The following is a 21,321-nucleotide window of genomic DNA, read 5'->3' on the forward strand; positions in this document are numbered from 1 at the left end:
ACGGGACATGGGTTCTGAACATACCGCAAAGGCCTTCGACACCGACCTCCAGGAGCTCACCCGACTCGTCGCCGAGATGGGCGGGATCGCCGAGCGCATGATCGTCGATTCCGTCGACGCGCTGATCCGCCGCGACGTCGCGCTCGGCCAGCGCGTGGTCGCCACCGACACCGAGCTCGACGCGCTGCAGAAGCGCATCGAGGAGCGCGCCGTGCTCACCATCGCCCGCCGCCAGCCGATGGCGGTCGATCTGCGCGAGATCGTCGGCGCCATGCGCGTTGCGACCGATCTCGAGCGCATCGGCGACCTCGCCAAGAACATGGGCAAGCGCGTCGCCGCGCTGGAGACGGATTTCCATCCGCTCAAGCTGTTCCGCGGCCTGGAACACATGACCGACCTCGTGCAGCAGCAGGTCAAGTCGGTGCTGGACGCCTATGCCGCGCACGATCTGCCGGCCGCGATGGCGGTGTGGAAGGGCGACGAGGAAGTGGACGCCATCTGCACCTCGCTGTTCCGCGAGCTCCTCACCTACATGATGGAGGATCCGCGCAACATCTCGTTCTGCATCCATCTGATGTTCTGCGCCAAGAACATCGAGCGGATCGGCGACCACGCCACCAACATCGCCGAGACCGTGTTCTACATGATCGAGGGCCAGGCGATCACCGACAAGCGGCCGAAGGGCGACATGACGACCTTCGCCACGACGGTCCCGAATACCTGAAGACGCAAGGAGCGACGACACCATGGGCGCACGCATTATGGTGGTTGAGGACGAGGAAGCTCTCACCGAGCTTCTCCGCTACAACCTCGAAGGCGACGGCTATGACGTCGAGACGGTGATGCGCGGCGACGACGCCGACACCCGCCTCAAGGAACATATCCCCGATCTGATCGTGCTCGACTGGATGCTGCCGGGACTGTCGGGCATCGAGCTGTGCCGGCGGCTGCGGACCCGGCCCGAGACCAAGCAGCTGCCGATCATCATGCTCACCGCGCGCGGTGAGGAGAGCGAGCGGGTGCGGGGTCTTGCGACCGGCGCGGACGATTACATCGTCAAGCCGTTCTCGGTGCCGGAGCTGCTGGCGCGCGTGAAGGGCCTGCTGCGGCGCGCCAGCCCCGAGCGGCTCGCCACCGTGCTCGCCTATGGCGACATCGAGCTCGATCGCGACAAGCGCCGCGTGGCGCGCTCGGGCCGGCCGATCGACCTCGGCCCGACCGAATATCGCCTGCTGGAGTTCTTCCTGGAGCATCCCGGCCGCGTGTTCTCGCGCGAGCAGCTGCTCGACAGCGTCTGGGGCCGCGACATCTACATCGACGAGCGCACCGTCGACGTCCATATCGGCCGCCTGCGCAAGCTGCTCAATCTCGGCCGCGAGCAGGATCCCATCCGCACCGTCCGCGGCGCCGGCTACGCGCTGGATGATCGCTTTGCGAAGGCGGAGCAGACGTAAGGTTGGTGAGGGTTGGGTTAGCGGGCTGCAGCCACACTCTCAGTGTCGTCCCGGACAAGCGTAAGCGCAGATCCGGGACCCATAATCACAGGACGTGGTTGTTGCGCGAAAAAGGTAACTCCGAGTCCCCGTAACCACATTTTGCGGTGGCTATGGATCCCGGATCTGCGCGCGCTTTTGGCGCGCTTGTCCGGGACGACATCGGAGTGTGTCGAGCCGTCGTCGCGTAACGGCGTCGCGTAACGGCGTCGTCTTTGCAGTCAGCTAGATCCGCGAACTCACCGCGAGGGCTTGGCCGGTGCGCGCCGGCGATCCGCGGCCGGCTGATAGGCCACGCGCGAGTGCTGGGCGCAGTAGGGCAGGCCCGACAGCGCCTTGCCGCCACAGAAGAAGAAATCCGGGCTCGAGGGATCGCCGACCGGCCAGTGGCAGGTCGCCTCGTTCAGTTCCAGCAGCGACAGCCGCTGGCTCATCGGCACCACGTTGTCGTAGGTGACCGGTTCGGCCTCCACCTCGACCTCGAAGGCCTGCGCCAGCGCGGTGTTGCCGCGCGCAATGGGGCGGCTCACCCGCATCATGTGCTGCGCGGGACGCGCCTTGCGCGGCCGCGGAGCCGCCGATGAGGGGCTCTTGGCGCGGCCGGACAGGCCGAGCCTGTGCACCTTGCCGATCACGGCATTACGGGTCACGTTACCGAGCTCGGCTGCGATCTGGCTGGCCGATAATCCGGCCTCCCAGAGCTTTTTCAACTGCTCGACGCGATCGTCGGACCATGTCAAAACCGTCATTGCACCCTTTCCCTCGCCGTGCGGCTGCCATCCTGGCGCCTCGCGGCGAATGCCTTAGCCTCGAAAAACCCGTGCCGTCAGAATCCCTTAAGGCTCGCCGGGCGCACCAGATGCGCCCGAACGTTTACGCCGGTACATGAGGACTTAGAGGATCAGAACTGCTGCACGAGATGTCGTATCTGACAAGCCAAACGCTACAATATGGCGTGACTCACGCGCAAGAGTCAGCCGACTCGCTTCCACATGTTCCGTGGCCAAAACCCGGCAAATTTGGCACCGCAAGACTACGGATTCAGCGTTTCGCGAGGCTTTCGGGCGGCATTGACACCGGTTTCACCAAGCATAAGATAGTGTCACGTGCCGCCCTTAAAAGGCGGCACGTTTCGTTTTCCGGGCCGGTCAATGGTGCGTTGCGCAATGCACGCTCACACCGTCCGCAACATCAAGTGACCGTCATGACTAGCAGCGCAGCGCCGCATTTGCTTCCCGTTTTCGCCAGGTCCGACCTCGGTTTCGAGCGCGGCGAAGGCTGCTGGCTGATTGCGACCAATGGCGATCGCTATCTCGATTTTACGTCCGGCGTCGCGGTGAACGCGCTCGGCCACGCCCATCCCGCGCTGGTCAAGGCGCTGCAGGAGCAGGCGACAAAACTCTGGCACATGTCGAACCTGTTTCAGAGCCCGGATGGCGAGAAGCTCGCGACGCGCCTGTGCAATGAGAGCTTCGCGGACTTCGTGTTCTTCTGCAATTCCGGCGCCGAGGCGCTGGAGGGTGTGATCAAGCTGGTCCGCCATCACCACTTCTCCAAGGGGCATCCGGAGCGCTACCGCATCATCACCTTCGAAGGCGCCTTCCACGGCCGCACGCTGGCGACGCTGGCTGCAACGGGATCTGCAAAATATCTCGAAGGTTTTGGTCCGCCGATGGATGGCTTCGATCAGGTGCCGCATGGCGACATCGAGGCCGTCAAGAAGGCGATCGGTCCGCAGACCGCCGGCATCCTGATCGAGCCGATCCAGGGCGAGGGCGGTGTGCGATCGGCGACGCCGGGTTTTCTCAAGGCGCTGCGCCAGCTCTGCGATGAGAAGGGCCTGCTGCTCGCCTTCGACGAGGTGCAGACCGGCATGGGCCGCACCGGCGATCTGTTCGCGCATCGGCGCACCGGCGTCACGCCTGACGTGATGTCGCTGGCCAAGGCGCTCGGCGGCGGCTTTCCGATCGGCGCGATCCTGGCGACCGCGGATGCGGCGGCCGGCATGGGTCCCGGCTCGCACGGCTCGACCTTCGGCGGCAATCCGCTCGCGGTCGCGGCGGCGAACGCCGTGCTCGACGTCATGCTCAAGCCCGGCTTCTTCGACCACGTGCAGAAGATGTCGCTGCTGCTCAAGCAGAAGCTCGCCTCCGTGATCGATCGTTATCCCGACATCGTCAGCGAAGTGCGCGGCGAAGGCCTTCTGATCGGCATCAAGGCCGTGGTGCCATCAGGCGATCTCGGCGCGGCGCTGCGCAACGAGAAGCTGCTCACGGTCGGCGCCGGCGACAATGTCGTGCGTTTCCTGCCGCCCCTGATCGTCACCGAAGCCGAGATCGAGGACAGCGTCGGGCGGCTCGAACGCGCCTGCGCCGCGATCTCGTCCAGTCAGACCAAGCGGGCGGCAAGCTGATGAGCAAGTCGCCGAAGCACTTCCTCGATATCAACGAGCTCCCGCTGTCGGAGCTCAAGAGCATGCTCGACGCCTCCTCCGCCATGAAGGCGAAGCAGAAGGCGCATCAGCCGGTGAGGCCGCTCGAAGGCAAGACGCTGGCGATGATCTTCGAGCGCCCCTCGACCCGTACGCGGGTGTCGTTCGACGTCGCCATGCGCCAGCTCGGCGGCGAGCCCATCATGCTCACCGGCGCCGAGATGCAGCTCGGCCGCGGCGAGACCATCGCCGACACCGCGCGCGTGCTGTCGCGCTATGTCGACGCCATCATGATCCGCATCCTCAACCACGACGCGCTGCTGGAGCTCGCGGCCAACGCGACCGTGCCTGTCATCAACGGCCTGACCCGGCGCTCGCATCCCTGCCAGGTGATGGCCGACCTCCTGACCTATCAGGAGCACCGTGGCCCGATCGAGGGCCGGACGGTGGCCTGGACCGGCGATGACAACAACGTGCTGGCGTCCTGGGCGCATGCCGCCGAGCGCTTCAAGTTTCAGCTCAACGTCGCAACGCCTCCGGAGCTGGCGCCGAAGAAGGCGATGCGCGACTGGATCAAGACGTCAGGCGCGCCGATCATGCTCGGCACCGATCCGGAAGCCGCCGTGCGCGGCGCCGATTGCGTCGTCACCGACACCTGGGTGTCGATGGGCGACAAGGAGGGCGAGCACCGCCACAACGTGCTCAAGCCCTACCAGGTCAATGCCAAGCTGATGTCGCTGGCCAAGCCCGACGCGCTGTTCATGCACTGCCTGCCCGCCCATCGCGGCGAGGAGGTCACCGACGAGGTGATCGACGGCCCGCAATCGGTCGTGTTCGACGAGGCCGAAAACCGCCTGCACGCGCAGAAGGGCATTCTGGCCTGGTGCTTCGACGCGGTGAAGTAACGGGACGAACTATCCGTCGTCCCGGCGAAGGCCGGGACCCATACCGCGTGATTTCTCGGTTGCGGAAAGTAGGCGTACCGAACGGCGAATCTTCGCATAACCACGCCCTGTGGTTATGGGTCCCGGCCTTCGCCGGGACGACACCGAATTTGCAATATCGTGTGCAATCATAACTGCATCCGGAGCACGCTGCCTCACGCCCCCCTTCCATTTCCCACCCACCGACCCCAGATAGACGGCCATGGTTTCCCAATCCCCTGACATGAAAACCGGGCCTGAAGGCCCGGTTCGCGCACCATCAGCAGTTCCGATCGACGATGCCGTGCTCCCCTACGAGGTCGACGCGCTCGACGTGCGCGGCCGGCTGGTGCGGCTCGGTCCGGCGCTCGACGACATCCTGACCAAGCACGATTATCCTGCTGCCGTGGGCAAGCTGCTCGGCGAGGCCATCGTGCTGACGACGCTGCTCGGAACGGCGCTGAAATTCGAGGGCCGCTTCATCCTCCAGGCCCAGACCGATGGTCCGGTGTCGTTCCTGGTGGTGGATTACAAGGCGCCTGATCAACTTCGTGCCTATGCCCGCTTCGACGCCGCGCGCCTCGGTGAGATCAGGGATTCCGGCACGCTGCTCGGCCGCGGCCATCTCGCCATGACCATCGACCAGGGCCCCGACATGAGCCGCTACCAGGGTCTGGTCGCGCTCGACGGCGGCAGCCTCGAAGACGCCGCCCACGAATATTTCCTGCGTTCCGAGCAGATCCCGACGCGCGTGCGTCTTGCGGTCGGCGAGGAGTGGCGCTCGAACGACGGCGGCAAGCATCGCTGGCGTGCCGGCGGCATGCTGATGCAGTTTTTGCCGAAGGCGCCGGAGCGCGCGCGGCAGGCGGACTTGCATCCCGGCGATGCGCCCGAAGGCGTCGAAGTGCATGCTGTCGCGGAAGACGACGCCTGGGTCGAGGCGCGTTCGCTGATCGAGACCGTCGAGGACGTCGAGCTGATCGATCCGGAGCTGTCCGGCGAGCGGCTGCTCTACCGCCTCTTCCACGAGCGTGGCGTGCGCGTGTTCAAGCCGCTGGTCCTGAAGGCGCAATGCTCCTGCTCGCGCGACGCGGTCGCGTCGATGCTGAAGAGCTTTTCGCCGGACGATCGCGCCGCGATGGTCAAGGACGACAAGGTCGTCGTCACCTGCGAGTTCTGCTCGTCGGTCTACGATTTCACGCCGGACGAGGCGGGCGTGGAGGACGCGTAAAGCATCGTGCCCACCCTACGGCATCGCGTGACCCGACGGGCAAAACACCCGCGAAGCTGTCAATCGGCCGGTGCAAAAATATTCCGCTTTACCGAAATTCGGTTTTGTCGTATGTGTCGGCCATCCCGGCTCATCCTCGAGGGGCGATCATGTGGTCGTCATTTTCGCGAGCCGGGCTTGCGGTGGACGCGGCAGCGTCGGGCGCGAGAGGCGTGGGGCAGGGCGGATTGCTCTCCGTGAGCCCCAAGGCTTCGTGCGGACGAACGGCGCTGCCAGGGTTCGTCTCGCCAGCAGGTTTCCGGCTCCGTCGACAGGGCCGGGAAAACCGCGGCGAAATGGCGGGCCGTGCGTACGGCAAAACCGTGTGGTCCTGGCCGTCGTTGCTACGGTCAAGCTCTTGCGAATGCGGCAGTCGCGTCAACCGGCGCGGTGTCGGTGAATTCCGCTGGGGTGAGGGAGGCCAGAAGGAACTCGGCTCCCGGGAGAGCACGGCATAAGCCGTCCAACCACTGCGCAGGGAAGGCCGAGTGATTGGCACCACCTGTATGCTGCTGTGCGGTTCTTTTGCGCTACCTTTCGCGCAGCAGACCGCGGGTGCGAGGTCAGCACCCGGCCTTCCCTGCGCCCTCTTGGCTTGGAGGGTGGAGCGACGAAGCAAAGCTCGGGCGAAATCCGCCGCGAGGACGGGAAGGCATGTCTGCGACCACACACTCGCTGTCATCGCCCGCCTTGACCGGGCGATCCAGTATTCCGAGACAGTTGTGGTTCGGCCGAGGAGCCGCGGCGTACTGGATTCCCCGCCCCAGTGCGCAAGTGCGCACAAGTCGGGGAATGACAGTGTTATCTGGAGAACCAGCCCATACCTCATACTCCGTCATTGCGAGCGCAGCGAAGCAATCCAGAATCCCTCCGCGGAAAGACTCTGGATTGCTTCCGCCTTCGCTAAAGCTTCGGCGGACAAGTCGCTGCGCTCGCAATGACGGGATTGGGGAAGCTGCGCGCCAGGAACTCGGACATCGTAGGGTGGGTTAGCCCTGCAGATGCGCGAAGCGCATCTGCCCGGCGTAACCCACCTCTTTGGTTCCGTGTGCAGAGAGAAGTGGTGGGTTACGCCTTCGGCTAACCCACCCTACGGCACGCCCCTAATTCAACACCCGCTTGTTGTCCGGGCTATCCAGCGAAAACGTCGGCACGTCGATCTCGAAGCGTTCGCCGCTTTCGCTGACCATCTGGTAGCGGCCGGTCATGAAGCCGGAGGCGGTCGAGAGCGGCACGCCGGAGGTATATTCGAAGCGCTCGCCGGGGGCCAGGGTCGGCTGCTCGCCGACCACGCCCTCGCCCTTCACCTCCTGCTGCCGGCCGGTGGCGTCGGTGATGATCCAGTGCCGCGTCTTGAGCTGCACGGTCTCCTCGCCCGAATTGGTGATGACGATGGTGTAGGACCAGAAATAGCGGGAGCGGTCGGCCGACGATTGTTCCGGAACAAAGTTCGGCTCGACGGTCACTTCGATCTGGCGGGTCACGGCGCGGTACATGGCTGCCATCATAACGAAAACCCGGCCGGGAACCAAACGCCGCGGGCGGCTTTCGCGACATCGTCCCGCCAGAATTCGCGGAGAAAGACACCCCCAAAGAAAGACACCCTTATGTGATCCGGCCGCTTTGCGAGACGACGGCCGGACCGGTACAATCCTTATAACGTCGCGATTTGAGTGAGGGTTTTCAGGCCCCGATGACCATTGCGGACCAAGTGACGGGATCGACGATCGCGGGAGCCAAGCCTGTGGACGCAAAGCCGCGTGCGGCCGCGCCGGCCATCTCGCTGCCCGCCATCGGCGAGCGCGAGCTCCGGCTCGACCTGTTCCGCGGCCTCGCGCTGTGGCTGATCTTCATCGACCATCTGCCGACGAGTCTGCTGACCTGGTTCACGATCCGCAATTACGGCTTCAGCGACGCCACCGAGATCTTCATCTTCATCTCCGGCTACACCGCCGCCTTCGTCTACGGCCGCGCGATGCTGGAGAGCGGCGTCGTCATCGCCACCGCGCGCGTCCTGCGCCGGGTCTGGCAGATCTATGTCGCCCACGTCTTCCTGTTCACGATCTTTCTCGCCGAGATCTCCTACGTCGCGACCAGCTTCGAGAACCCGCTCTACACCGAAGAGATGGGCATCATGGACTTCCTCAAGCAGCCCGACGTCACCATCGTGCAGGCGCTGCTGCTGCGCTTCCGTCCGGTCAACATGGACGTGCTGCCGCTCTACATCGTGCTGATGCTGGCGCTGCCCGTGATCCTGTGGTCGATGAAGTGGAAGCCCGACGTCACGCTCGGCCTCTCGGTCGTGCTCTACGTGGTCACCTGGCAATACGACCTCTACTTCTCCGCCTATCCGAACGGCTTCTGGGCGTTCAATCCGCTGGCCTGGCAATTGCTTTTCGTCTTCGGTGCATGGTGTGCGCTCGGAGGTGCGCGGCGCATGTCGCGTATTCTGGCTTCACCGGTGACGATGTGGATCGCGATCGCCTATATTGCGGCGGCGTTCTACGTGACGCTGACCTGGTACCTGCCGCAGCTCTCGCATCTGATGCCGAAGCGGCTCGAACAGTGGATGTATCCGATCGACAAGACCGATCTCGACGTGCTGCGCTTCACGCATTTCCTGGCGCTGGCCGCGCTCACCGTGCGCTTCCTGCCGCGCGACTGGCCGGGCCTGAAATCGCCCTGGCTGCGGCCGCTGATCCTGTGCGGCCAGCATTCCCTGGAGATCTTCTGCCTCGGCGTCTTCCTGGCCTTCGCCGGTCATTTCATCCTGGCCGAGGTCTCCGGCGGCGCGGTCATGCATGCGGTGATTAGTCTCTCCGGAATCCTGATCATGTGGGGCGTTGCCTGGGTGATTTCGTGGTACAAGCGCGTAGCTGACAAGAGCGGTGCGAAAACCAAAAACGCCGTCGGCAACGCCGATATGGCGGGAGGGGGCTGATGAAGGCGAAGGTTCTCCTGAGCCTGATCCTGCTATGCGGTGGCCTCGCCGCGCCGTCGGCGCGCGCGGAGGATGCTGCGCAGCCCGCTCCGGCCGCGCCCGCGGCCTGCGAATTACCCTCCTATCTGCTCAGCAGCGAAGCCCAGCTTCCCAAGGTCGCCGACGCCATCAAGGCCGGCAAACCGCTCGAAATCCTGGTCATCGGCAGCCGCTCGACCACGATTCCGGCCTCCGAGGACGCTTCCTATCCGGCGCGCATGCAGGCCATCTTGAAGGACAAGCTGCCGCCGTCGGAAGCGGTGCACGTCTCCGTAGAAATACAGAGCAAGAAGACGGCAGAGGAGGCGGCCGCCAGCTTCGTTAAGCTGATGGAAGCAAAAAGGCCTACTTTGGTCATCTGGCAGACCGGGACCGTGGATGCTATCCGAGCAATCGATCCCGACGATTTTCGCGGCGCGGTGACCGAAGGGGTTTCCGCATTGCAAAATGCAGGGGCTGACGTCGTGTTGATGAACTTGCAGTACAGCCCGCGGACCGAAACCATGATCTCGGTGCCGCCCTATCTCGACAACATGCGGGTGGTGGCACAGGAGCACGACATCCCGCTGTTCGATCGTTTCGCGATCATGCGGCAGTGGAACGATCAGGGTCAGTTCGACCTGTTCAGCCCGTCCCGCGGGCCTGAGCTGGCGAAACAGGTCCATGATTGCCTTGGCCGGGCGTTGGCACAATTCGTGATTGATGCTGCCCATCTGGGGCCGGCCCAGCAGCAAAATTGAGGTCTAGCGTTAATGAGTTCTCTCCGCCCTTTTGGCCTGACGGCATGGCTGGTTGCGCCCGCGGCGGCGGCGGCGCTGTTGGTGCTGACGCCTGCTTCGCAATCGCGCGCGCAGGCTCAAGCCGCGCAGGCGACGCCCGCGCAGACCGCTAGTCCCGCCCCCGCATCGCCCTCCCAGACCACCGTCGCCGCGACGTCCCCCGAACAGCGCGGCATCACCGCGCGCGCCATCGACAAGGTGAAGCAGGTCGCGAAATCCGCCGGCGACGTCTTCAACCGCGTTCCCTGCCTGCCGCCGAAGGGCGGCTCGAAGACGATGGGCTCGCTGCCGCATGTCGCGAACAAGCTCGTCGCCGGCAAGCCTGTCGTGATCGTCGCGTTCGGCTCGTCGTCGACCGCCGGCTATGGTGCGAGCTCGCCCGATTTCAACTATCCGAACCGTCTCGCCGCGCAGCTGCGCCGGCAATATCCGACCGCCGACATCACCGTCATCAATGCCGGCGTCGGCGGCGAGGACGCGCCCGAGATGATGAAGCGCCTCCAGAAGGAGGTGATCGACGTGCATCCGGATATGGTGATCTGGCAGGTCGGCACCAACGCCGTTCTGCGCAATCTCGATCCCGGCGACACCGCCAAGATGGTCGAGGACGGCATCTCGCGCATCCAGGCCGCCGGCGGCGCCGATATCGTGCTGGTCGATCCGCAATATTCGCCGGCCGTCAACCAGCGCAAGGAGAGCGCCGGCAAGATGGTGAAGCTGCTCGGCAAGGTCGCCGAGCTCCGTCACGTCGGCATCTTCCCGCGCTTCGAGGTGATGCGCGACTGGCACGAGAACCAATCGATCCCGGTCGAGAGCTTCGTCATCGCCGACGGCCTGCACATGAACGATTGGGGCTACGCCTGCTTCGCCCAGCTCCTCGGCGACGACATCATCCGCTCCGTCGGCCAGATCAAGCTCGGCGTCAACGTGCCCGGGGATGTGCGGGCGTACCGGCCGATGTAGGCTCGGCGTCGTAGGGTGGGTTAGGCGAAGCCGTAACCCACCATGCATCGACGATTGCGGAACGAAGTTGGTGGGTTACGCCGAGCAGATGCGCTTCGTGCATCTGCAGGGCTAACCCACCCTACGAGTGCGAGTGCTTGGCTCGCCTCACGCCTTCTCCAGCGCCGCCGTCAGATCCTCGATCAGATCGTCCGCATGCTCGAGCCCCGCGGAGAAGCGGATGAAGCCCTCGCTGATGCCGAGCGCGGCGCGGTCTTCCGGCTTCAGGCGCTGATGCGTCGTGGTTGCCGGATGCGTGACGAGGCTCTTGGCGTCGCCGAGATTGTTCGAAATCTTCGCAAGCTTCAGCTCGTTGAGCACGCGGAACGCGGCCGCCTTGCCGCCCTTGACCTCGAAGCCGACCAGCGTCGAGCCGCCGCGCATCTGCTTCTTCACCAGCGCCGCCTGCGGATGATCGGCGCGGCCGGGATAGATCAGCCGCGAGATCTTGGGATGGCTCGCCAGCACCTCGGCGACGCGGGTCGCGGTGTCGGTCTGCGCGCGCACGCGCACGGCCAGCGTCTCCAGGCCCTTGAGCAGAACCCAGGCGTTGAACGGCGAGATCGACGGCCCGGTCTGGCGCATGAAATTGTGGAGGTGCTCGGCGATGAAGGCTTCCGAGGACAGGATGATGCCGCCGAGGCAGCGGCCCTGGCCGTCGATGTGCTTGGTCGCGGAATAGACCACGACGTCGGCCCCGAGCGCGAGCGGGCTCTGCCAGATCGGGGTCGCGAACACGTTGTCGACGACGAGCCGCGCGCCGCCCTTGTGCGCGATCTCGGCGATGCCGGGGATGTCGAGCACGTCGAGCGTCGGATTGGTCGGGCTCTCCAGGAAGAACGTCTTGGTGTTCGGTCGCAAGGCCCGCTGCCACTGGTCGAGATCGAGGCCGTCGACCAGCGTGGTCTCGATGCCGTAGCGCGGCAACAGGTCCTGGATGACGTAGAGGCACGAGCCGAACAGCGCGCGGGAGGCGACCACGTGGTCGCCGGCCTTCAGCGGCGCCAGGATCGCGGTCGTCACCGCGGCCATGCCGGTCGCGGCCGAACGCGCCGCCTCGGCGCCCTCGAGCTCGATCATGCGGCGCTCGAACATCGCGATGGTGGGGTTGGAGTAGCGCGAATAGATGAAGCCGGGGTCCTCGCCCTTGAACCGCGCCTCGCACTCCTCGGCGCTGTTGTAGACGTAGCCTTGCGTCAGGAACAGCGCCTCCGACGTCTCGCCAAATTGCGAGCGCAGGGTGCCGGAATGGACCAGACGGGTTTCGGGACGGTAAGCAGCAGGCGACTTCGACATTAGGTACCTCCGACATGACCGTCTCGTCGAAAACGGTCACAAAAAAACCGGCCTGGATATATCCACGGGCCGGGATCACAGAGGTCCCCGGCCTGTTTAGCGACTTATTTAACGTGGCTGCAAGCCGGCCGGCTCAAATCACCACGGGATAAGTGATGCTCATATTCCGCAATGGCCTTTCCGTCAAGGCGTCCATCGGATAGCCGTAAAAGGCTAGTATTTCCCACATGTCCGGATGCGTTTGACCCCTGACGAGGACCCCGGTTGAGTTTCACGATTGCCGCCGACGCCAATGGTATCCTGCCCGACCGCATGATTGCGGCGATGGCGGAGGGCGGCCTCATCCTGCCCGCCTATGACTTCGTCGAAAGCCAGATCCAGCCGGCGAGCCTCGATTTGCGTCTCGGCGACATCGCCTATCGCGTCCGCGCCAGCTTCCTGCCCGGTCCCGGCGCCACGGTGGCCGAGCGCATCGACGAGTTGAAGCTGCACGAGTTCAGCCTTGCCGACGGCGCGGTGCTGGAAACCAACTGCGTCTACATCGTGCCGCTGCTGGAAAGCCTCGCGCTGCCGCCGGAGATCGTCGCGGCCGCGAACCCGAAGAGCTCGACGGGCCGGCTCGACGTCTTCACCCGCGTGATCGCCGACGGCACCCGCCGCTTCGACATGATCGGCGCCGGCTATCACGGCCCGCTCTATGCCGAGATCAGCCCGAAGACATTTCCGGTGCTGGTGCGCGAGGGCTCGCGCCTGTCGCAGGTGCGCTTCCGCACCGGTGATGCCATCCTCAATGCCGACGAGCTCGATGCGCTGCATGCGTCCGAGCGCCTCGTCGACATCGACGATGCCGATCTGTCCGGCGGCGTCGCCGTCTCCGTCGATCTCTCCGGCGAGAAGGCCAGCGGCTTCGTCGGCTACCGCGCCAAGCGCCACACCGGCGTGGTCGATGTCGATCGCCGCTCCGGCTATTCCGTCGAGGACTTCTGGGAGCCGATCTCGGCCCGTCCCGACGGCAGCCTGATCCTCGATCCCGGCGAGTTCTACATCCTCGCCTCGAAAGAGGCCGTGCAGGTGCCGCCCGACTTTGCCGCTGAGATGGTGCCGTTCGATCCGCTGGTCGGCGAATTCCGCGTGCACTATGCCGGCTTTTTCGATCCGGGCTTCGGCTATGCCGGCGCCGGCGGGCTGGGATCGCGCGCCGTGCTGGAGGTGCGCTCGCGCGAAGTGCCGTTCATCCTCGAGCACGGCCAGATCGTCGGCCGTCTCGTCTACGAGAAGATGCTGGCCCGCCCCGACGCGATGTACGGCCAGCGCATCGGCTCGAACTACCAGGCGCAGGGCCTGAAGCTCTCGAAGCATTTTCGGGTGTAGCCACATCCCCCGCCGTCATTCCCCGCGAAGGCGGGGAATCCAGTACGCCGCGGCGCATCGATTCAATCATTCCCGTCTCGGAATACTGGATCGCCCGCCTTCGCGGGCGATGACGCCGAGCCTGTGGCGTGTTGCGCCGCCCCAGCCGCGATGACACACTCCCGCAAAACAACAAGCCGGGAGCGAACATGACCGCCGCAGCCGACTCCGCGCAGGACGCCCAATGGAAGCGCTGGCGCGCGGTCGCCGATCTCTATCACGCCTATTTCACCGGCCTCATTCTCACAGTCGTCACGCGGCGCGGTACGGCGGATGCCGCGGAGTTCGTCTTCCGCGTGTTCCGTCGCCAGCAGCAGGAGCGTTTCCTGCCGGGGCTTGAGAAGCTCGGCCTCAGCCATCTGCCGCCGGCGGTCGCGGCTGCTCAATATCACTATCTCTCGAACTGGATCGGCGGCGTACATGTCGAATACATGTATGAGAGCGACGTTAAGGCCTGGATCCGCTATCCGCCGCCGCGCTGGATCTGGAAGGGCACCGCGATCTGCGGCGTGCCGGGCGAGGTCTCTCGCGCGATGCTGCGCGGCTGGCACGCCAACAACGGTGTCGCGCTCGGGGATCTGCGCCTCGGCTTCGTCTGCACCAAGCAGAGCGTCGACGGCCAGGACGGGCTCGAAGGCTATTACCATCAATACGACCATCCGCTCGAGCTCGACCAGCGACTGGTGTTCGCACGGCACCTCGAAGCGCCGCTGTTCGACGCGAATGCCGCGCCGGCGCTGCCGGTCGCGAGCTGGCCGAAGCCGCGGCTGGAAAAAGCCTATCGCAACTACGCGATGGAATATGTCCGCACCGCCGCGCCCGTGATGGTGCAGCTGTTCGGCCCGGAAGATGCCGGCTATCTGCTGCATCTCACCGGGAGGCTGATCGGGATGCAGTATTTCGACGAGGTCGCGGCGGCGCTCGCGATGAGCCGCGGCGGTGCGAGGGAATTCGCATCGTTCCTGAACGCGTTGTTCGCCGCGCAGGATGATGCCGCCGAGACGGCGCAGTCGGAGGGCACTTTCGAAATCCGTCAGCAGGGCTGGAAGCTGATGGACGACGTCGCTGATTATCACGTCGCCTGCGCCAAGGTGCTGGAGGGATTGTTCGAGGGATTGGCTGCCGGCTGTGGCCGGCATATCGGCGTCCACATGCGCCCGGCCGCAGGCGGCCGTCCGCCGCTGGTCTGGACGATCGAGTAATTCCACCCACTGAAATGCGCTGCCGCAGGGCACGCCTGCATCAGGCGCAGGAGGAATCGGCGCGTGCCGTGCTAACAAGCCCCTGGCCGCGCCTTTTGCGCGAAGAAATTTATTGGCACACCTAGTCATTGCCGCGCCGCAAATGGCGCTCGTGCCCGGGAGAGGACATGTCCGACATCGCCGAGATCCCGGTCGATGAACAAGAACGCCCGCTGCCGCCGCCCCCGCGTCCCGTGAAGAGCGCGCTGACCGACGGGCCGATCCTGCGCACGCTGCTCTCCCTCGCCTGGCCGAACGTGATCGCGCTGTCGGCCGGCACCTGTACGGTGATCGCCGAGACCTCCTACATCGGCCGGCTCGGCGTCGAGGCGCTCGCCGCGATGGCGCTGGTGTTTCCGACAGTGATCCTGACCATGACGATGTCGGGCGGCGCCATGGGCGGCGCGGTGGCCTCCGCCATTGCTCGGGCGCTCGGCGCCGGCGATCGCGAGCGTGCCGGCACGCTCGCCGCGCATGCGATGCTGATCGGCATCAGCTTCGGTCTCGTCTTCATGCTGGGCATGCTGATCTTCGGACCCAGGGTGCTCGAAATGCTCGGCGGCCGCGGCGATGTGCTCACGCATGCGATCGCCTACACACAGGTGTTTTTCGGCGGCGCCGTGCTGCCCTGGCTGCTCAACACCATGGCGGGCATCCTGCGCGGCACCGGCAACATGAAGCTTCCGTCGTTCCTCATCCTCAACTCCGCGGCCTGGCAGATTCTGCTCGGCGGCACGCTCGGCCTCGGGCTCGGGCCGGTGCCGCAGTTCGGCATGCGCGGCGTCGCGGCCGGCGCGCTGATCGCCTATTGCTTCAACATCTGCATCATGGGCTGGTACCTGTTCTCGGGACGCGCGCGGATCGCACCGAAGCTGCGCGGCTTGCGCATCCAGTGGGCGATGTTCTTCGACATCCTGAAGGTCGGCGCCATCGCCTGCTTCTCGCCGCTGCAATCGGTGCTGACGATCTCGATCTTCACCCACATGCTGGCGAAGTTCGGCACCGCGATCCTCGCCGGCTACGGCATCGGCGCGCGGCTGGAATTCCTGCTGACCTCGATCGCGTTCTCGTTCGGCATCGCATCGGTGCCGATGGTCGGCATGGCCATCGGCGCCGGCCGCATCGCGCGTGCCCGGCGCATTGCCTGGATCGCGGGCGCGAGCGCATTCGTCGCCGTCGGTGCGCCGGCGTGCCTGGTCGCGCTCTTCCCCGATCTCTGGGTCAACATCTTCACCGACAGCGCGACCGTGCGCGCGACCAGCCACCAATACCTGTCGACGGTGGCGCCGTTCTACGCCTTCATCGGGCTCGCCTCGACGATGTATTTCTCCTCGCAAGGCGCGGCCAAGGTGATCGGCCCGGTGCTGGCGCAGACCGTGCGGCTGATCTACATCTCGGCGACCGGCTGGTGGCTGTCGACGCATGACGCCAGCGCGCAGAGCTTCTTCTGGCTGGCCGCGAGCTCGATGGTCGTGCTGGGCCTGCTGTCGTGCTCCAGCGTGGTGCTGACCCGCTGGGGACCGCGCGAGAGCAAGCCCGCGATCAGGCCGGCTCTCTCAGGTGTTGCGGACTAGCGATGCTTGTGGCGGCGGTGGCCGCCACCGCCGCCGACATTGGCGAGCCGCATCAATTGCGGGATCATCGCCATCATGTCGCCGCCACCGGCGCCGCCGAGCATGCCCATGATGTCGCCGCCGCCGAGCCCCGTTGGCATATAGCCCCCACCGCCCATCGGGCTGTAGCCGCCATAATTGGGCGCACCAAAGCCGCCGCCGAGATTGCCGCCGCCGAGGCCACCGAGACTGCCGCCGCCCATCATGCCGCCGAAGCCGCCGCCACCATTCTCCATCATGCGGCTCATCATCGGTCCCATGGTCTGCATCAGCATGGCGAAGCGGCGCTTGCCCATCTTCGCCTTCATCATCTCCAGCATCGGCGCCATCTGGGTCATCATGTCCTCGCCGCCGGCACCTCCGCCGCCACCGAAGCCTGCAAGCTGCGCCTTCGCGGGCGTGCTCGCGACCGAGAACAGCAGCAGCACGGCGGCTGCCTGGCAGATCACCTTGTCCGCACCTCTCATGGCATGCTCCTCGCGTGCGTGGCTTCGCCGGGAGAGCAGAGCCAACCGGACGCACGCAGCCATGGTTACGGCCGAGGAGGGGAGAGCTCTGTGAGAAAAATCACAGAGCTACGGCGACTGGGCCGCCGTTAGGCTGCCGCTGGCGGAAACGCCTTGTGCAAGGCGATCACGGCATCCCTGGTTTGCTCCTGGACGTAAGCCGCAAGCTCGTTCGGCAGCATGTCGATGGTCCAGAGCAAGCGGCTCTTGCCATCGCCGTCGGCGATCACCTGCACCGAGGCGCTGTAGTGCTTCAGCCGCTCGTTGGCGATGGCATAGACGAGGCGCTGTCGCGCATCGTTGCAATCCACCAGCACCTCGCGCGCAACGGAACCGTTGGCGAAGGTGACGATACGTGCATCGCCATCGAGCGTGCAGGCCGTGACGAAGCCCGGCACCAGTCGCCGGTGCAGCGCGCCGAAATCCCGCACCGCGTCCCAGACGTCGCGCGCGGAGGCATTGAGGGGGACGTCGTTGTGGATGGAGGCCATGAGGTAGGTATCCTTGATTTCGATAGGTCGTCGCTACAGAAACCGTCATTGCGAGCGAAGCGAAGCAATCCAGAGATGTTTCCGCGGAAGCAGTCTGGATTGCTTCGTCGCAAGAGCTCCTCGCAATGACGGAGCTGGCGGCTAAAGCTCACACACAAACCGCCTCGACATTGTTGCCGTCCGGATCGATCAGAAACGCCGCGTAATAGGTCGGGCTGTAATCCTTGCGCGGGCCGGCGCCGCCATTGTCACGGCCGCCGCTGTTCAGGCCCTCGCTGTGGAACGCCTTGACCGCGTCATGAGTCGCGGCGCGAAACGCGATATGCGCACCGTCGGCCTTCCGCCCCTTGTTCAGGTGCAGCCACAGCGCCGGCTCGCCCTTCGGCCCGAAGCCGGCATAGCCGTCGCCGCTCGAGCACAGGACGTAGCCGAGCGGCGCCAGCACCGCGGTGTAGAAGCGCGTGGCGGCATCGAGATCGGCTACGCGAAGTCCGATGTGGTCGTACATGTTCGTCTCCATTGCAAAGCGCGCCGCGACTGGCGCACGCCGGAAACGAACCTAGTCAATTGAGGGCAGGCCGCTCTTGGAGAATCTTGCGACCGGCGTCCGGCTAGTTCGCCGGTGCCTCCGCTTGCCACCGGATTACCCGTCTCAGATGATAGACCTGAACCCACATGTTCGCTCCAATCACGCTGATCGTTGCCACGATCAGGGCTGTGAGCTTTTGCGGGGCATGAAGGGCGAGGACGAGCAGGAACACGGAAAGGGCCGCCGTGACGCCGAAGCTGAACCAGAGCCCAACGAGCCGTGGTGCAAACCAGGCCGGCTGACCGTCGCTGTCCCACTGCATCGGAATCCTGCGCGAGCTGATCTGACGGCCGTAATAGAGGGCACAACCCGCGATGAAGGCGAGGCCGACGACAAGCGCGATCAGCGTGGCCGCAATCACGTCACTCGAGGCACAGTTCATCTGCCGGTTCGCCGCGTTGAAGGGGCGCCAAGTCGCCCTTTAGTTGTAGTACCGCGCGATGTACCGCAAGCGCCAGCGCGTCACTCCTGTCTGGTCAACAGACTGTTACCTGCGATGCGGCCGACGTGTCTCAGTTGAGGACGAGGCGTTCCCCGAAGATCCTGCGCTCACCCTTCGACGCCTGCCGGAACTTCGTCGGCGACACGCCGGCGGCGCGATGGAAGGTGCGGACGAAATTGGAGAGATCGCCGAAGCCGACGTCATAGGCGACGTCGGTGACCGCGATGTCGTCCTCGGTGAGCAGGCGCGCGGCGTGTCGCAGCCGCGAGCGCACCAGATATTGATGCGGGGTGACGCCGAGCACCGCCGAGAACAGCCGCAGGAAATGGAACGGGCTCAGTCCCGCCTGCCGCGCGGCCTGTTCGAGGTCGACCTCTTCATGCGAGTTGGCGTCGATCCACAGCGCGGCTTCGACAGCGCGGCGGCGGTCGCGTGCGGTGGGTGTGGCCGGCTTGCGCGCCTTGCCCGAGACGACGTCAACGAAGCGGCCGGCGAGGATCTGGCCGATCTCGTCGAGGCCCAGATCGCTGTTGCCATCTGCCGCCGTCTGGGCGAGTTCGCCCAGCACCATCAGCTCGGGAAGCGGCGGTGTCGCGCCGACCTTCCATATCTCGTGCCGTCCTCCGAGGGCATCGACCAGGTCCTCGCTGAAGAAGAAGCCCAGGCAGACGTCGCCGCTGACATGCTCATGCGTGCAGGTGTATTCCTCGCCGGGCGCGCCGACCAGCATCGAGCCCGCCACCAGCTCGAAGAAGCCGGCGCGGCAATGGCAGCCGAAGCTGCCGGCGCGGACATAGGCGATGGAATGCCCGGTGCGGCACTCCGCAAACGGCGTGTCGTCCGGCCCGGCATCGCAGCGGAACTCGGAGACCGTGATCGAGCGTGTCGTCAGCAGCGTGGTTGCATCCATGCCACCTATCTAGGTGGAGGGCCTCGGCGGGGCAACGGGCAGCAACACCTCGAACAGCGTCTTGCTGGCGACCGGATGGGCGCCCTCGAGTGCCAGCAGCCGCCGCTTGGAGATCACCCCGCCATAGGGCGAGAGCCGGTCGGTGTAATTGCCGGCCTCCAGCGCGCGGTGGCAGGGCACGATCAGCAAGTAGGGATTTTTCGCAACCGCCTGCGCCACCGAATGCGCCGCGCCAGAGGCCCCCAGCGCCTTGGCGATCTCGTGATAGGTGCGCGTCTCTCCGCGCGGGATCGTGCAGGCGTACTCGTAGACCCGGCGGTTGAAGCCGGGCACGCCGCCGGCATCCAGGCTGACGTCGGAAAAGTCGGGATCGTTACCCTGCAGCAGGCCCACGATGCCCTCGATCGCAAGCTCGGCATTCAGCGGAGGCTGCTGCTCGCGCGCCTCGGGATGGACCGCGAAAATCCGGCGGCGGGTGTCGATCTCCCGCGCCTCCGGCAATTGCACGGCCACGACGCCGGTGCTGCTCCAGATGATGCCGCAGCGCCCGATTGCCGTGTCGAATATCGCGTAGCCACGCCCCACCATGCACACGCCCCACTCAGTGCACGTCTCTCCCCAGACACGAGATCATAACACCGCCACAATTCGGCGCACCTGGAATCTTGCTGAAACGTTAAGAAGCGTCCGGCCGGTCGCGCCAAACCGCTTGGCGGGACGCGCCGTCTCGGCTAATCAGGACGGGCGTGAGCATCGCATCCGCGGGCGTAGTTCAATGGTAGAACGGCAGCTTCCCAAGCTGCATACGAGGGTTCGATTCCCTTCGCCCGCTCCATCCTGCTTCGCGCGAAGGCGCTTCGCAGGATTTCTAGTCTTCGGCAACGCGATGCAGGATGCCCTTCGAAGCTTTAGCGGGGAAGGGTGCTAACTTGGCAGGCTTCGCAGAAACTCGACGATCGCTGCGTTCACCTCCGCCGGCCGCTCCTGCTGGGTCCAGTGTCCACAGCCCGGCAGCATCCTGATCTCGCGCAACTGCGGCACAAATTGCTTCATGTTCGCGAGGTGCTCGGCGGCGCCGGGGAAGGCGAGGACCATGTCGTGGTCGCCGGCGATGAAGAGCGAGGGCACCACCACCTTCACGCCCTCGAAAGCCCCCATCAGCTCCCAGTTGCGATCGATGTTGCGGTAGTAGTTGAGCGGCCCGCGGAAACCGCTGCGGGCAAACTCGCCGCCGTAATAATCGAGGTCGGCGGCGCTCAGCCATGACGGCAGCGGCACCGGCACTTTCGGCAACAAGCCGTCCTTGCGCGAGACCATGCCGACGCCGACGGTCCTGCCGGCGCGCTCGGCGTTGGCGCGGATTGCCACGGCTCCTTCGCCGGAGCCGCCAAACAACATGGCGCCGAGCGTTGCGCGCGGATCCCGTTCGAACTCCGCTTCGGCGACCCCCGGCTCCTGGAAGTACAGCTGATAGAACTGCGCATCCGCCGTCTGCGGCATGACACTCGTCGGCCGCGCCGGGCCGCGCTGCCGATAGGGCACGCTGAGGATGGCGGCAGCGCGGAAGCGATCGGGCCGCAGGCGCGCCGTGTGCCAGGCGATCGTCGCGCCCCAGTCATGCCCGACGATGACGGCGTTCTTCGCCTCGAAGGCGTCGAGCACGCCGACGAGATCGCCGACCATGTGGAGGATCGAGTACTGGTCGATCGCGTCGGGCCGGTCGCTCTTGCCGTAGCCGCGCATGTCGGGCGCGACCGCGTGGTAGCCGGCCGCCGCCAGCGCCTCGAGCTGGTGGCGCCAGGAGTACCAGCCTTCCGGAAAGCCGTGGCAGAGCAGCACCATTGGTCCCTTGCCCTGCTCGGCGACGTTGAGGCTGATACCGTTGGCCTTGATCGTCCGCTGCGTCGGCTCGCCCATCTCGTCGCCTCCCGATCATTTGTGGTTG

General features: G+C 65.4%; 21 protein-coding genes, 1 tRNA gene and 1 riboswitch. Of the genes, 12 read left to right on the forward strand and 10 right to left on the reverse strand.

Translation table 11 applies throughout. The annotated features are described in order from the left end of the window. The first annotated feature begins 7 nt into the window (after positions 1–7). Together phoU and phoB are read left to right on the forward strand one after the other, a co-directional pair. Positions 8–724 carry a phosphate signaling complex protein PhoU gene (gene phoU, locus E4K65_RS23495; RefSeq protein ID WP_011083915.1) on the forward strand — a complete coding sequence of 239 codons (717 nt, stop codon included), beginning with the start codon at positions 8–10 and terminating at the stop codon, positions 722–724. A gap of 22 nt (positions 725–746) precedes the next feature. Next, positions 747–1,454 carry a phosphate regulon transcriptional regulator PhoB gene (phoB, locus tag E4K65_RS23500; protein ID WP_008143479.1) on the forward strand — a complete coding sequence of 236 codons (708 nt, stop codon included), beginning with the start codon at positions 747–749 and terminating at the stop codon, positions 1,452–1,454. 278 nt (positions 1,455–1,732) lie between these two features. Here phoB and E4K65_RS23510 read toward each other — a convergent pair whose 3' ends face one another. Beyond that, complete coding sequence (locus E4K65_RS23510) at positions 1,733–2,242, reverse strand: GcrA family cell cycle regulator (RefSeq protein ID WP_008143480.1); 510 nt, start codon at positions 2,240–2,242, stop codon at positions 1,733–1,735. A gap of 455 nt (positions 2,243–2,697) precedes the next feature. Here E4K65_RS23510 and E4K65_RS23515 point away from each other — a divergent pair, with 455 nt between their 5' ends. The 3 genes from E4K65_RS23515 to E4K65_RS23525 all read left to right on the forward strand — a co-directional run bounded on the left by E4K65_RS23515 (position 2,698) and on the right by E4K65_RS23525 (position 6,078). Further along, positions 2,698–3,906, forward strand: a complete 1,209-nt coding sequence (locus tag E4K65_RS23515) for an aspartate aminotransferase family protein (RefSeq protein ID WP_167771071.1) — start codon at positions 2,698–2,700, stop codon at positions 3,904–3,906. Continuing rightward, positions 3,906–4,829 carry an ornithine carbamoyltransferase gene (gene argF / locus E4K65_RS23520; RefSeq protein ID WP_027542314.1) on the forward strand — a complete coding sequence of 308 codons (924 nt, stop codon included), beginning with the start codon at positions 3,906–3,908 and terminating at the stop codon, positions 4,827–4,829. Before E4K65_RS23515 ends, argF begins: the two co-directional genes overlap by 1 nt. A gap of 241 nt (positions 4,830–5,070) precedes the next feature. Next, a complete protein-coding gene (locus E4K65_RS23525; RefSeq protein ID WP_135176181.1) occupies positions 5,071–6,078 on the forward strand; it encodes an Hsp33 family molecular chaperone in 1,008 nt (335 codons plus the stop codon). Positions 6,079–7,220: 1,142 nt separating this feature from the next. On the opposite strand, the gene apaG is transcribed toward E4K65_RS23525, so the two are convergent. Next, positions 7,221–7,613: a Co2+/Mg2+ efflux protein ApaG gene (gene apaG / locus E4K65_RS23545; RefSeq protein ID WP_028172741.1), complete on the reverse strand. Its 393-nt coding sequence runs from the start codon at positions 7,611–7,613 to the stop codon at positions 7,221–7,223. 197 nt (positions 7,614–7,810) lie between these two features. On the opposite strand from apaG, the gene E4K65_RS23550 reads away from it, so the two are divergent. The 3 genes from E4K65_RS23550 to E4K65_RS23560 are packed head-to-tail and all read left to right on the forward strand — an operon-like array spanning position 7,811 to position 10,839. After that, the gene (locus E4K65_RS23550) at positions 7,811–9,058 is read left to right on the forward strand and encodes an OpgC domain-containing protein (RefSeq protein WP_135176183.1); all 1,248 of its coding nucleotides are present in this window, start codon (positions 7,811–7,813) and stop codon (positions 9,056–9,058) included. Then, a complete protein-coding gene (locus tag E4K65_RS23555) occupies positions 9,058–9,837 on the forward strand; it encodes an SGNH/GDSL hydrolase family protein (RefSeq protein WP_135176184.1) in 780 nt (259 codons plus the stop codon). The genes E4K65_RS23550 and E4K65_RS23555 overlap by 1 nt, the downstream gene beginning before the upstream one ends. 12 nt (positions 9,838–9,849) lie before the next feature. After that, complete coding sequence (locus tag E4K65_RS23560) at positions 9,850–10,839, forward strand: SGNH/GDSL hydrolase family protein (protein WP_135176185.1); 990 nt, start codon at positions 9,850–9,852, stop codon at positions 10,837–10,839. 147 nt (positions 10,840–10,986) lie between these two features. Here E4K65_RS23560 and E4K65_RS23565 read toward each other — a convergent pair whose 3' ends face one another. Next, positions 10,987–12,174, reverse strand: a complete 1,188-nt coding sequence (locus E4K65_RS23565) for an O-succinylhomoserine sulfhydrylase (RefSeq protein ID WP_135176186.1) — start codon at positions 12,172–12,174, stop codon at positions 10,987–10,989. Positions 12,175–12,249: 75 nt separating this feature from the next. Further along, a riboswitch (SAM riboswitch) is annotated at positions 12,250–12,329 on the reverse strand. 157 nt (positions 12,330–12,486) lie between these two features. On the opposite strand from E4K65_RS23565, the gene E4K65_RS23570 reads away from it, so the two are divergent. The 3 genes from E4K65_RS23570 to E4K65_RS23585 all read left to right on the forward strand — a co-directional run bounded on the left by E4K65_RS23570 (position 12,487) and on the right by E4K65_RS23585 (position 16,399). Next, a complete protein-coding gene (locus E4K65_RS23570; RefSeq protein WP_430649034.1) occupies positions 12,487–13,545 on the forward strand; it encodes a 2'-deoxycytidine 5'-triphosphate deaminase in 1,059 nt (352 codons plus the stop codon). 188 nt (positions 13,546–13,733) lie between these two features. Further along, entirely contained in the window at positions 13,734–14,786 is a 1,053-nt protein-coding gene (locus E4K65_RS23580; protein WP_135176187.1) for a hypothetical protein, read from the forward strand. A gap of 167 nt (positions 14,787–14,953) precedes the next feature. Continuing rightward, entirely contained in the window at positions 14,954–16,399 is a 1,446-nt protein-coding gene (locus tag E4K65_RS23585; RefSeq protein ID WP_135176188.1) for an MATE family efflux transporter, read from the forward strand. On the opposite strand, the gene E4K65_RS23590 is transcribed toward E4K65_RS23585, so the two are convergent. The 6 genes from E4K65_RS23590 to E4K65_RS23615 form a co-directional block, all read right to left on the reverse strand. Continuing rightward, positions 16,396–16,905 carry a hypothetical protein gene (locus E4K65_RS23590; protein WP_167771072.1) on the reverse strand — a complete coding sequence of 170 codons (510 nt, stop codon included), beginning with the start codon at positions 16,903–16,905 and terminating at the stop codon, positions 16,396–16,398. The two genes, E4K65_RS23585 and E4K65_RS23590, sit on opposite strands and share 4 nt — an antisense overlap. 128 nt (positions 16,906–17,033) lie before the next feature. After that, on the reverse strand, positions 17,034–17,435 hold the full coding sequence (locus E4K65_RS23595; protein ID WP_135176190.1) for an SRPBCC family protein: 402 nt from the start codon (positions 17,433–17,435) through the stop codon (positions 17,034–17,036). Between the two features lie 148 nt (positions 17,436–17,583). Then, complete coding sequence (locus E4K65_RS23600) at positions 17,584–17,943, reverse strand: VOC family protein (protein WP_167771073.1); 360 nt, start codon at positions 17,941–17,943, stop codon at positions 17,584–17,586. A 103-nt stretch (positions 17,944–18,046) separates the two neighbouring features. Beyond that, entirely contained in the window at positions 18,047–18,406 is a 360-nt protein-coding gene (locus E4K65_RS23605; protein WP_135176192.1) for a hypothetical protein, read from the reverse strand. Between the two features lie 130 nt (positions 18,407–18,536). Beyond that, entirely contained in the window at positions 18,537–19,376 is an 840-nt protein-coding gene (locus tag E4K65_RS23610; protein ID WP_135176193.1) for a helix-turn-helix transcriptional regulator, read from the reverse strand. A gap of 9 nt (positions 19,377–19,385) precedes the next feature. Further along, entirely contained in the window at positions 19,386–19,964 is a 579-nt protein-coding gene (locus tag E4K65_RS23615; RefSeq protein WP_135176194.1) for a methylated-DNA--[protein]-cysteine S-methyltransferase, read from the reverse strand. 173 nt (positions 19,965–20,137) lie between these two features. Between E4K65_RS23615 and E4K65_RS23620 the strand changes: the two genes are divergently transcribed. Next, positions 20,138–20,211: transfer RNA gene (locus E4K65_RS23620), tRNA-Gly, on the forward strand. Positions 20,212–20,300: 89 nt separating this feature from the next. Here the strand turns inward: E4K65_RS23620 and E4K65_RS23625 are convergent. Next, the gene (locus tag E4K65_RS23625; RefSeq protein WP_135176195.1) at positions 20,301–21,293 is read right to left on the reverse strand and encodes an alpha/beta fold hydrolase; all 993 of its coding nucleotides are present in this window, start codon (positions 21,291–21,293) and stop codon (positions 20,301–20,303) included. Between the last annotated feature and the right edge of the window lie 28 nt (positions 21,294–21,321).

The organism is Bradyrhizobium niftali (assembly GCF_004571025.1).
GTDB lineage: Bacteria > Pseudomonadota > Alphaproteobacteria > Rhizobiales > Xanthobacteraceae > Bradyrhizobium > Bradyrhizobium niftali.

What these genes read in the sequence shown, in the direction of transcription:
- E4K65_RS23515 (WP_167771071.1), top strand. Translation starts at nt 2,698, where the DNA reads ATGACTAGCAGCGCAGCGCCGCATTTGCTTCCCGTTTTCGCCAGGTCC.
- E4K65_RS23565 (WP_135176186.1), bottom strand. Translation starts at nt 12,174, where the DNA reads ATGTCGAAGTCGCCTGCTGCTTACCGTCCCGAAACCCGTCTGGTCCAT.
- argF (WP_027542314.1), top strand. Translation starts at nt 3,906, where the DNA reads ATGAGCAAGTCGCCGAAGCACTTCCTCGATATCAACGAGCTCCCGCTG.
- E4K65_RS23610 (WP_135176193.1), bottom strand. Translation starts at nt 19,376, where the DNA reads ATGGATGCAACCACGCTGCTGACGACACGCTCGATCACGGTCTCCGAG.
- E4K65_RS23525 (WP_135176181.1), top strand. Translation starts at nt 5,071, where the DNA reads ATGGTTTCCCAATCCCCTGACATGAAAACCGGGCCTGAAGGCCCGGTT.
- E4K65_RS23550 (WP_135176183.1), top strand. Translation starts at nt 7,811, where the DNA reads ATGACCATTGCGGACCAAGTGACGGGATCGACGATCGCGGGAGCCAAG.
- E4K65_RS23615 (WP_135176194.1), bottom strand. Translation starts at nt 19,964, where the DNA reads ATGGTGGGGCGTGGCTACGCGATATTCGACACGGCAATCGGGCGCTGC.
- phoB (WP_008143479.1), top strand. Translation starts at nt 747, where the DNA reads ATGGGCGCACGCATTATGGTGGTTGAGGACGAGGAAGCTCTCACCGAG.
- E4K65_RS23570 (WP_430649034.1), top strand. Translation starts at nt 12,487, where the DNA reads ATGATTGCGGCGATGGCGGAGGGCGGCCTCATCCTGCCCGCCTATGAC.
- E4K65_RS23590 (WP_167771072.1), bottom strand. Translation starts at nt 16,905, where the DNA reads ATGAGAGGTGCGGACAAGGTGATCTGCCAGGCAGCCGCCGTGCTGCTG.
- E4K65_RS23600 (WP_167771073.1), bottom strand. Translation starts at nt 17,943, where the DNA reads ATGTACGACCACATCGGACTTCGCGTAGCCGATCTCGATGCCGCCACG.
- apaG (WP_028172741.1), bottom strand. Translation starts at nt 7,613, where the DNA reads ATGTACCGCGCCGTGACCCGCCAGATCGAAGTGACCGTCGAGCCGAAC.
- E4K65_RS23595 (WP_135176190.1), bottom strand. Translation starts at nt 17,435, where the DNA reads ATGGCCTCCATCCACAACGACGTCCCCCTCAATGCCTCCGCGCGCGAC.
- E4K65_RS23555 (WP_135176184.1), top strand. Translation starts at nt 9,058, where the DNA reads ATGAAGGCGAAGGTTCTCCTGAGCCTGATCCTGCTATGCGGTGGCCTC.
- E4K65_RS23510 (WP_008143480.1), bottom strand. Translation starts at nt 2,242, where the DNA reads ATGACGGTTTTGACATGGTCCGACGATCGCGTCGAGCAGTTGAAAAAG.
- E4K65_RS23625 (WP_135176195.1), bottom strand. Translation starts at nt 21,293, where the DNA reads ATGGGCGAGCCGACGCAGCGGACGATCAAGGCCAACGGTATCAGCCTC.
- E4K65_RS23605 (WP_135176192.1), bottom strand. Translation starts at nt 18,406, where the DNA reads ATGAACTGTGCCTCGAGTGACGTGATTGCGGCCACGCTGATCGCGCTT.
- E4K65_RS23560 (WP_135176185.1), top strand. Translation starts at nt 9,850, where the DNA reads ATGAGTTCTCTCCGCCCTTTTGGCCTGACGGCATGGCTGGTTGCGCCC.
- E4K65_RS23585 (WP_135176188.1), top strand. Translation starts at nt 14,954, where the DNA reads ATGTCCGACATCGCCGAGATCCCGGTCGATGAACAAGAACGCCCGCTG.
- phoU (WP_011083915.1), top strand. Translation starts at nt 8, where the DNA reads ATGGGTTCTGAACATACCGCAAAGGCCTTCGACACCGACCTCCAGGAG.
- E4K65_RS23580 (WP_135176187.1), top strand. Translation starts at nt 13,734, where the DNA reads ATGACCGCCGCAGCCGACTCCGCGCAGGACGCCCAATGGAAGCGCTGG.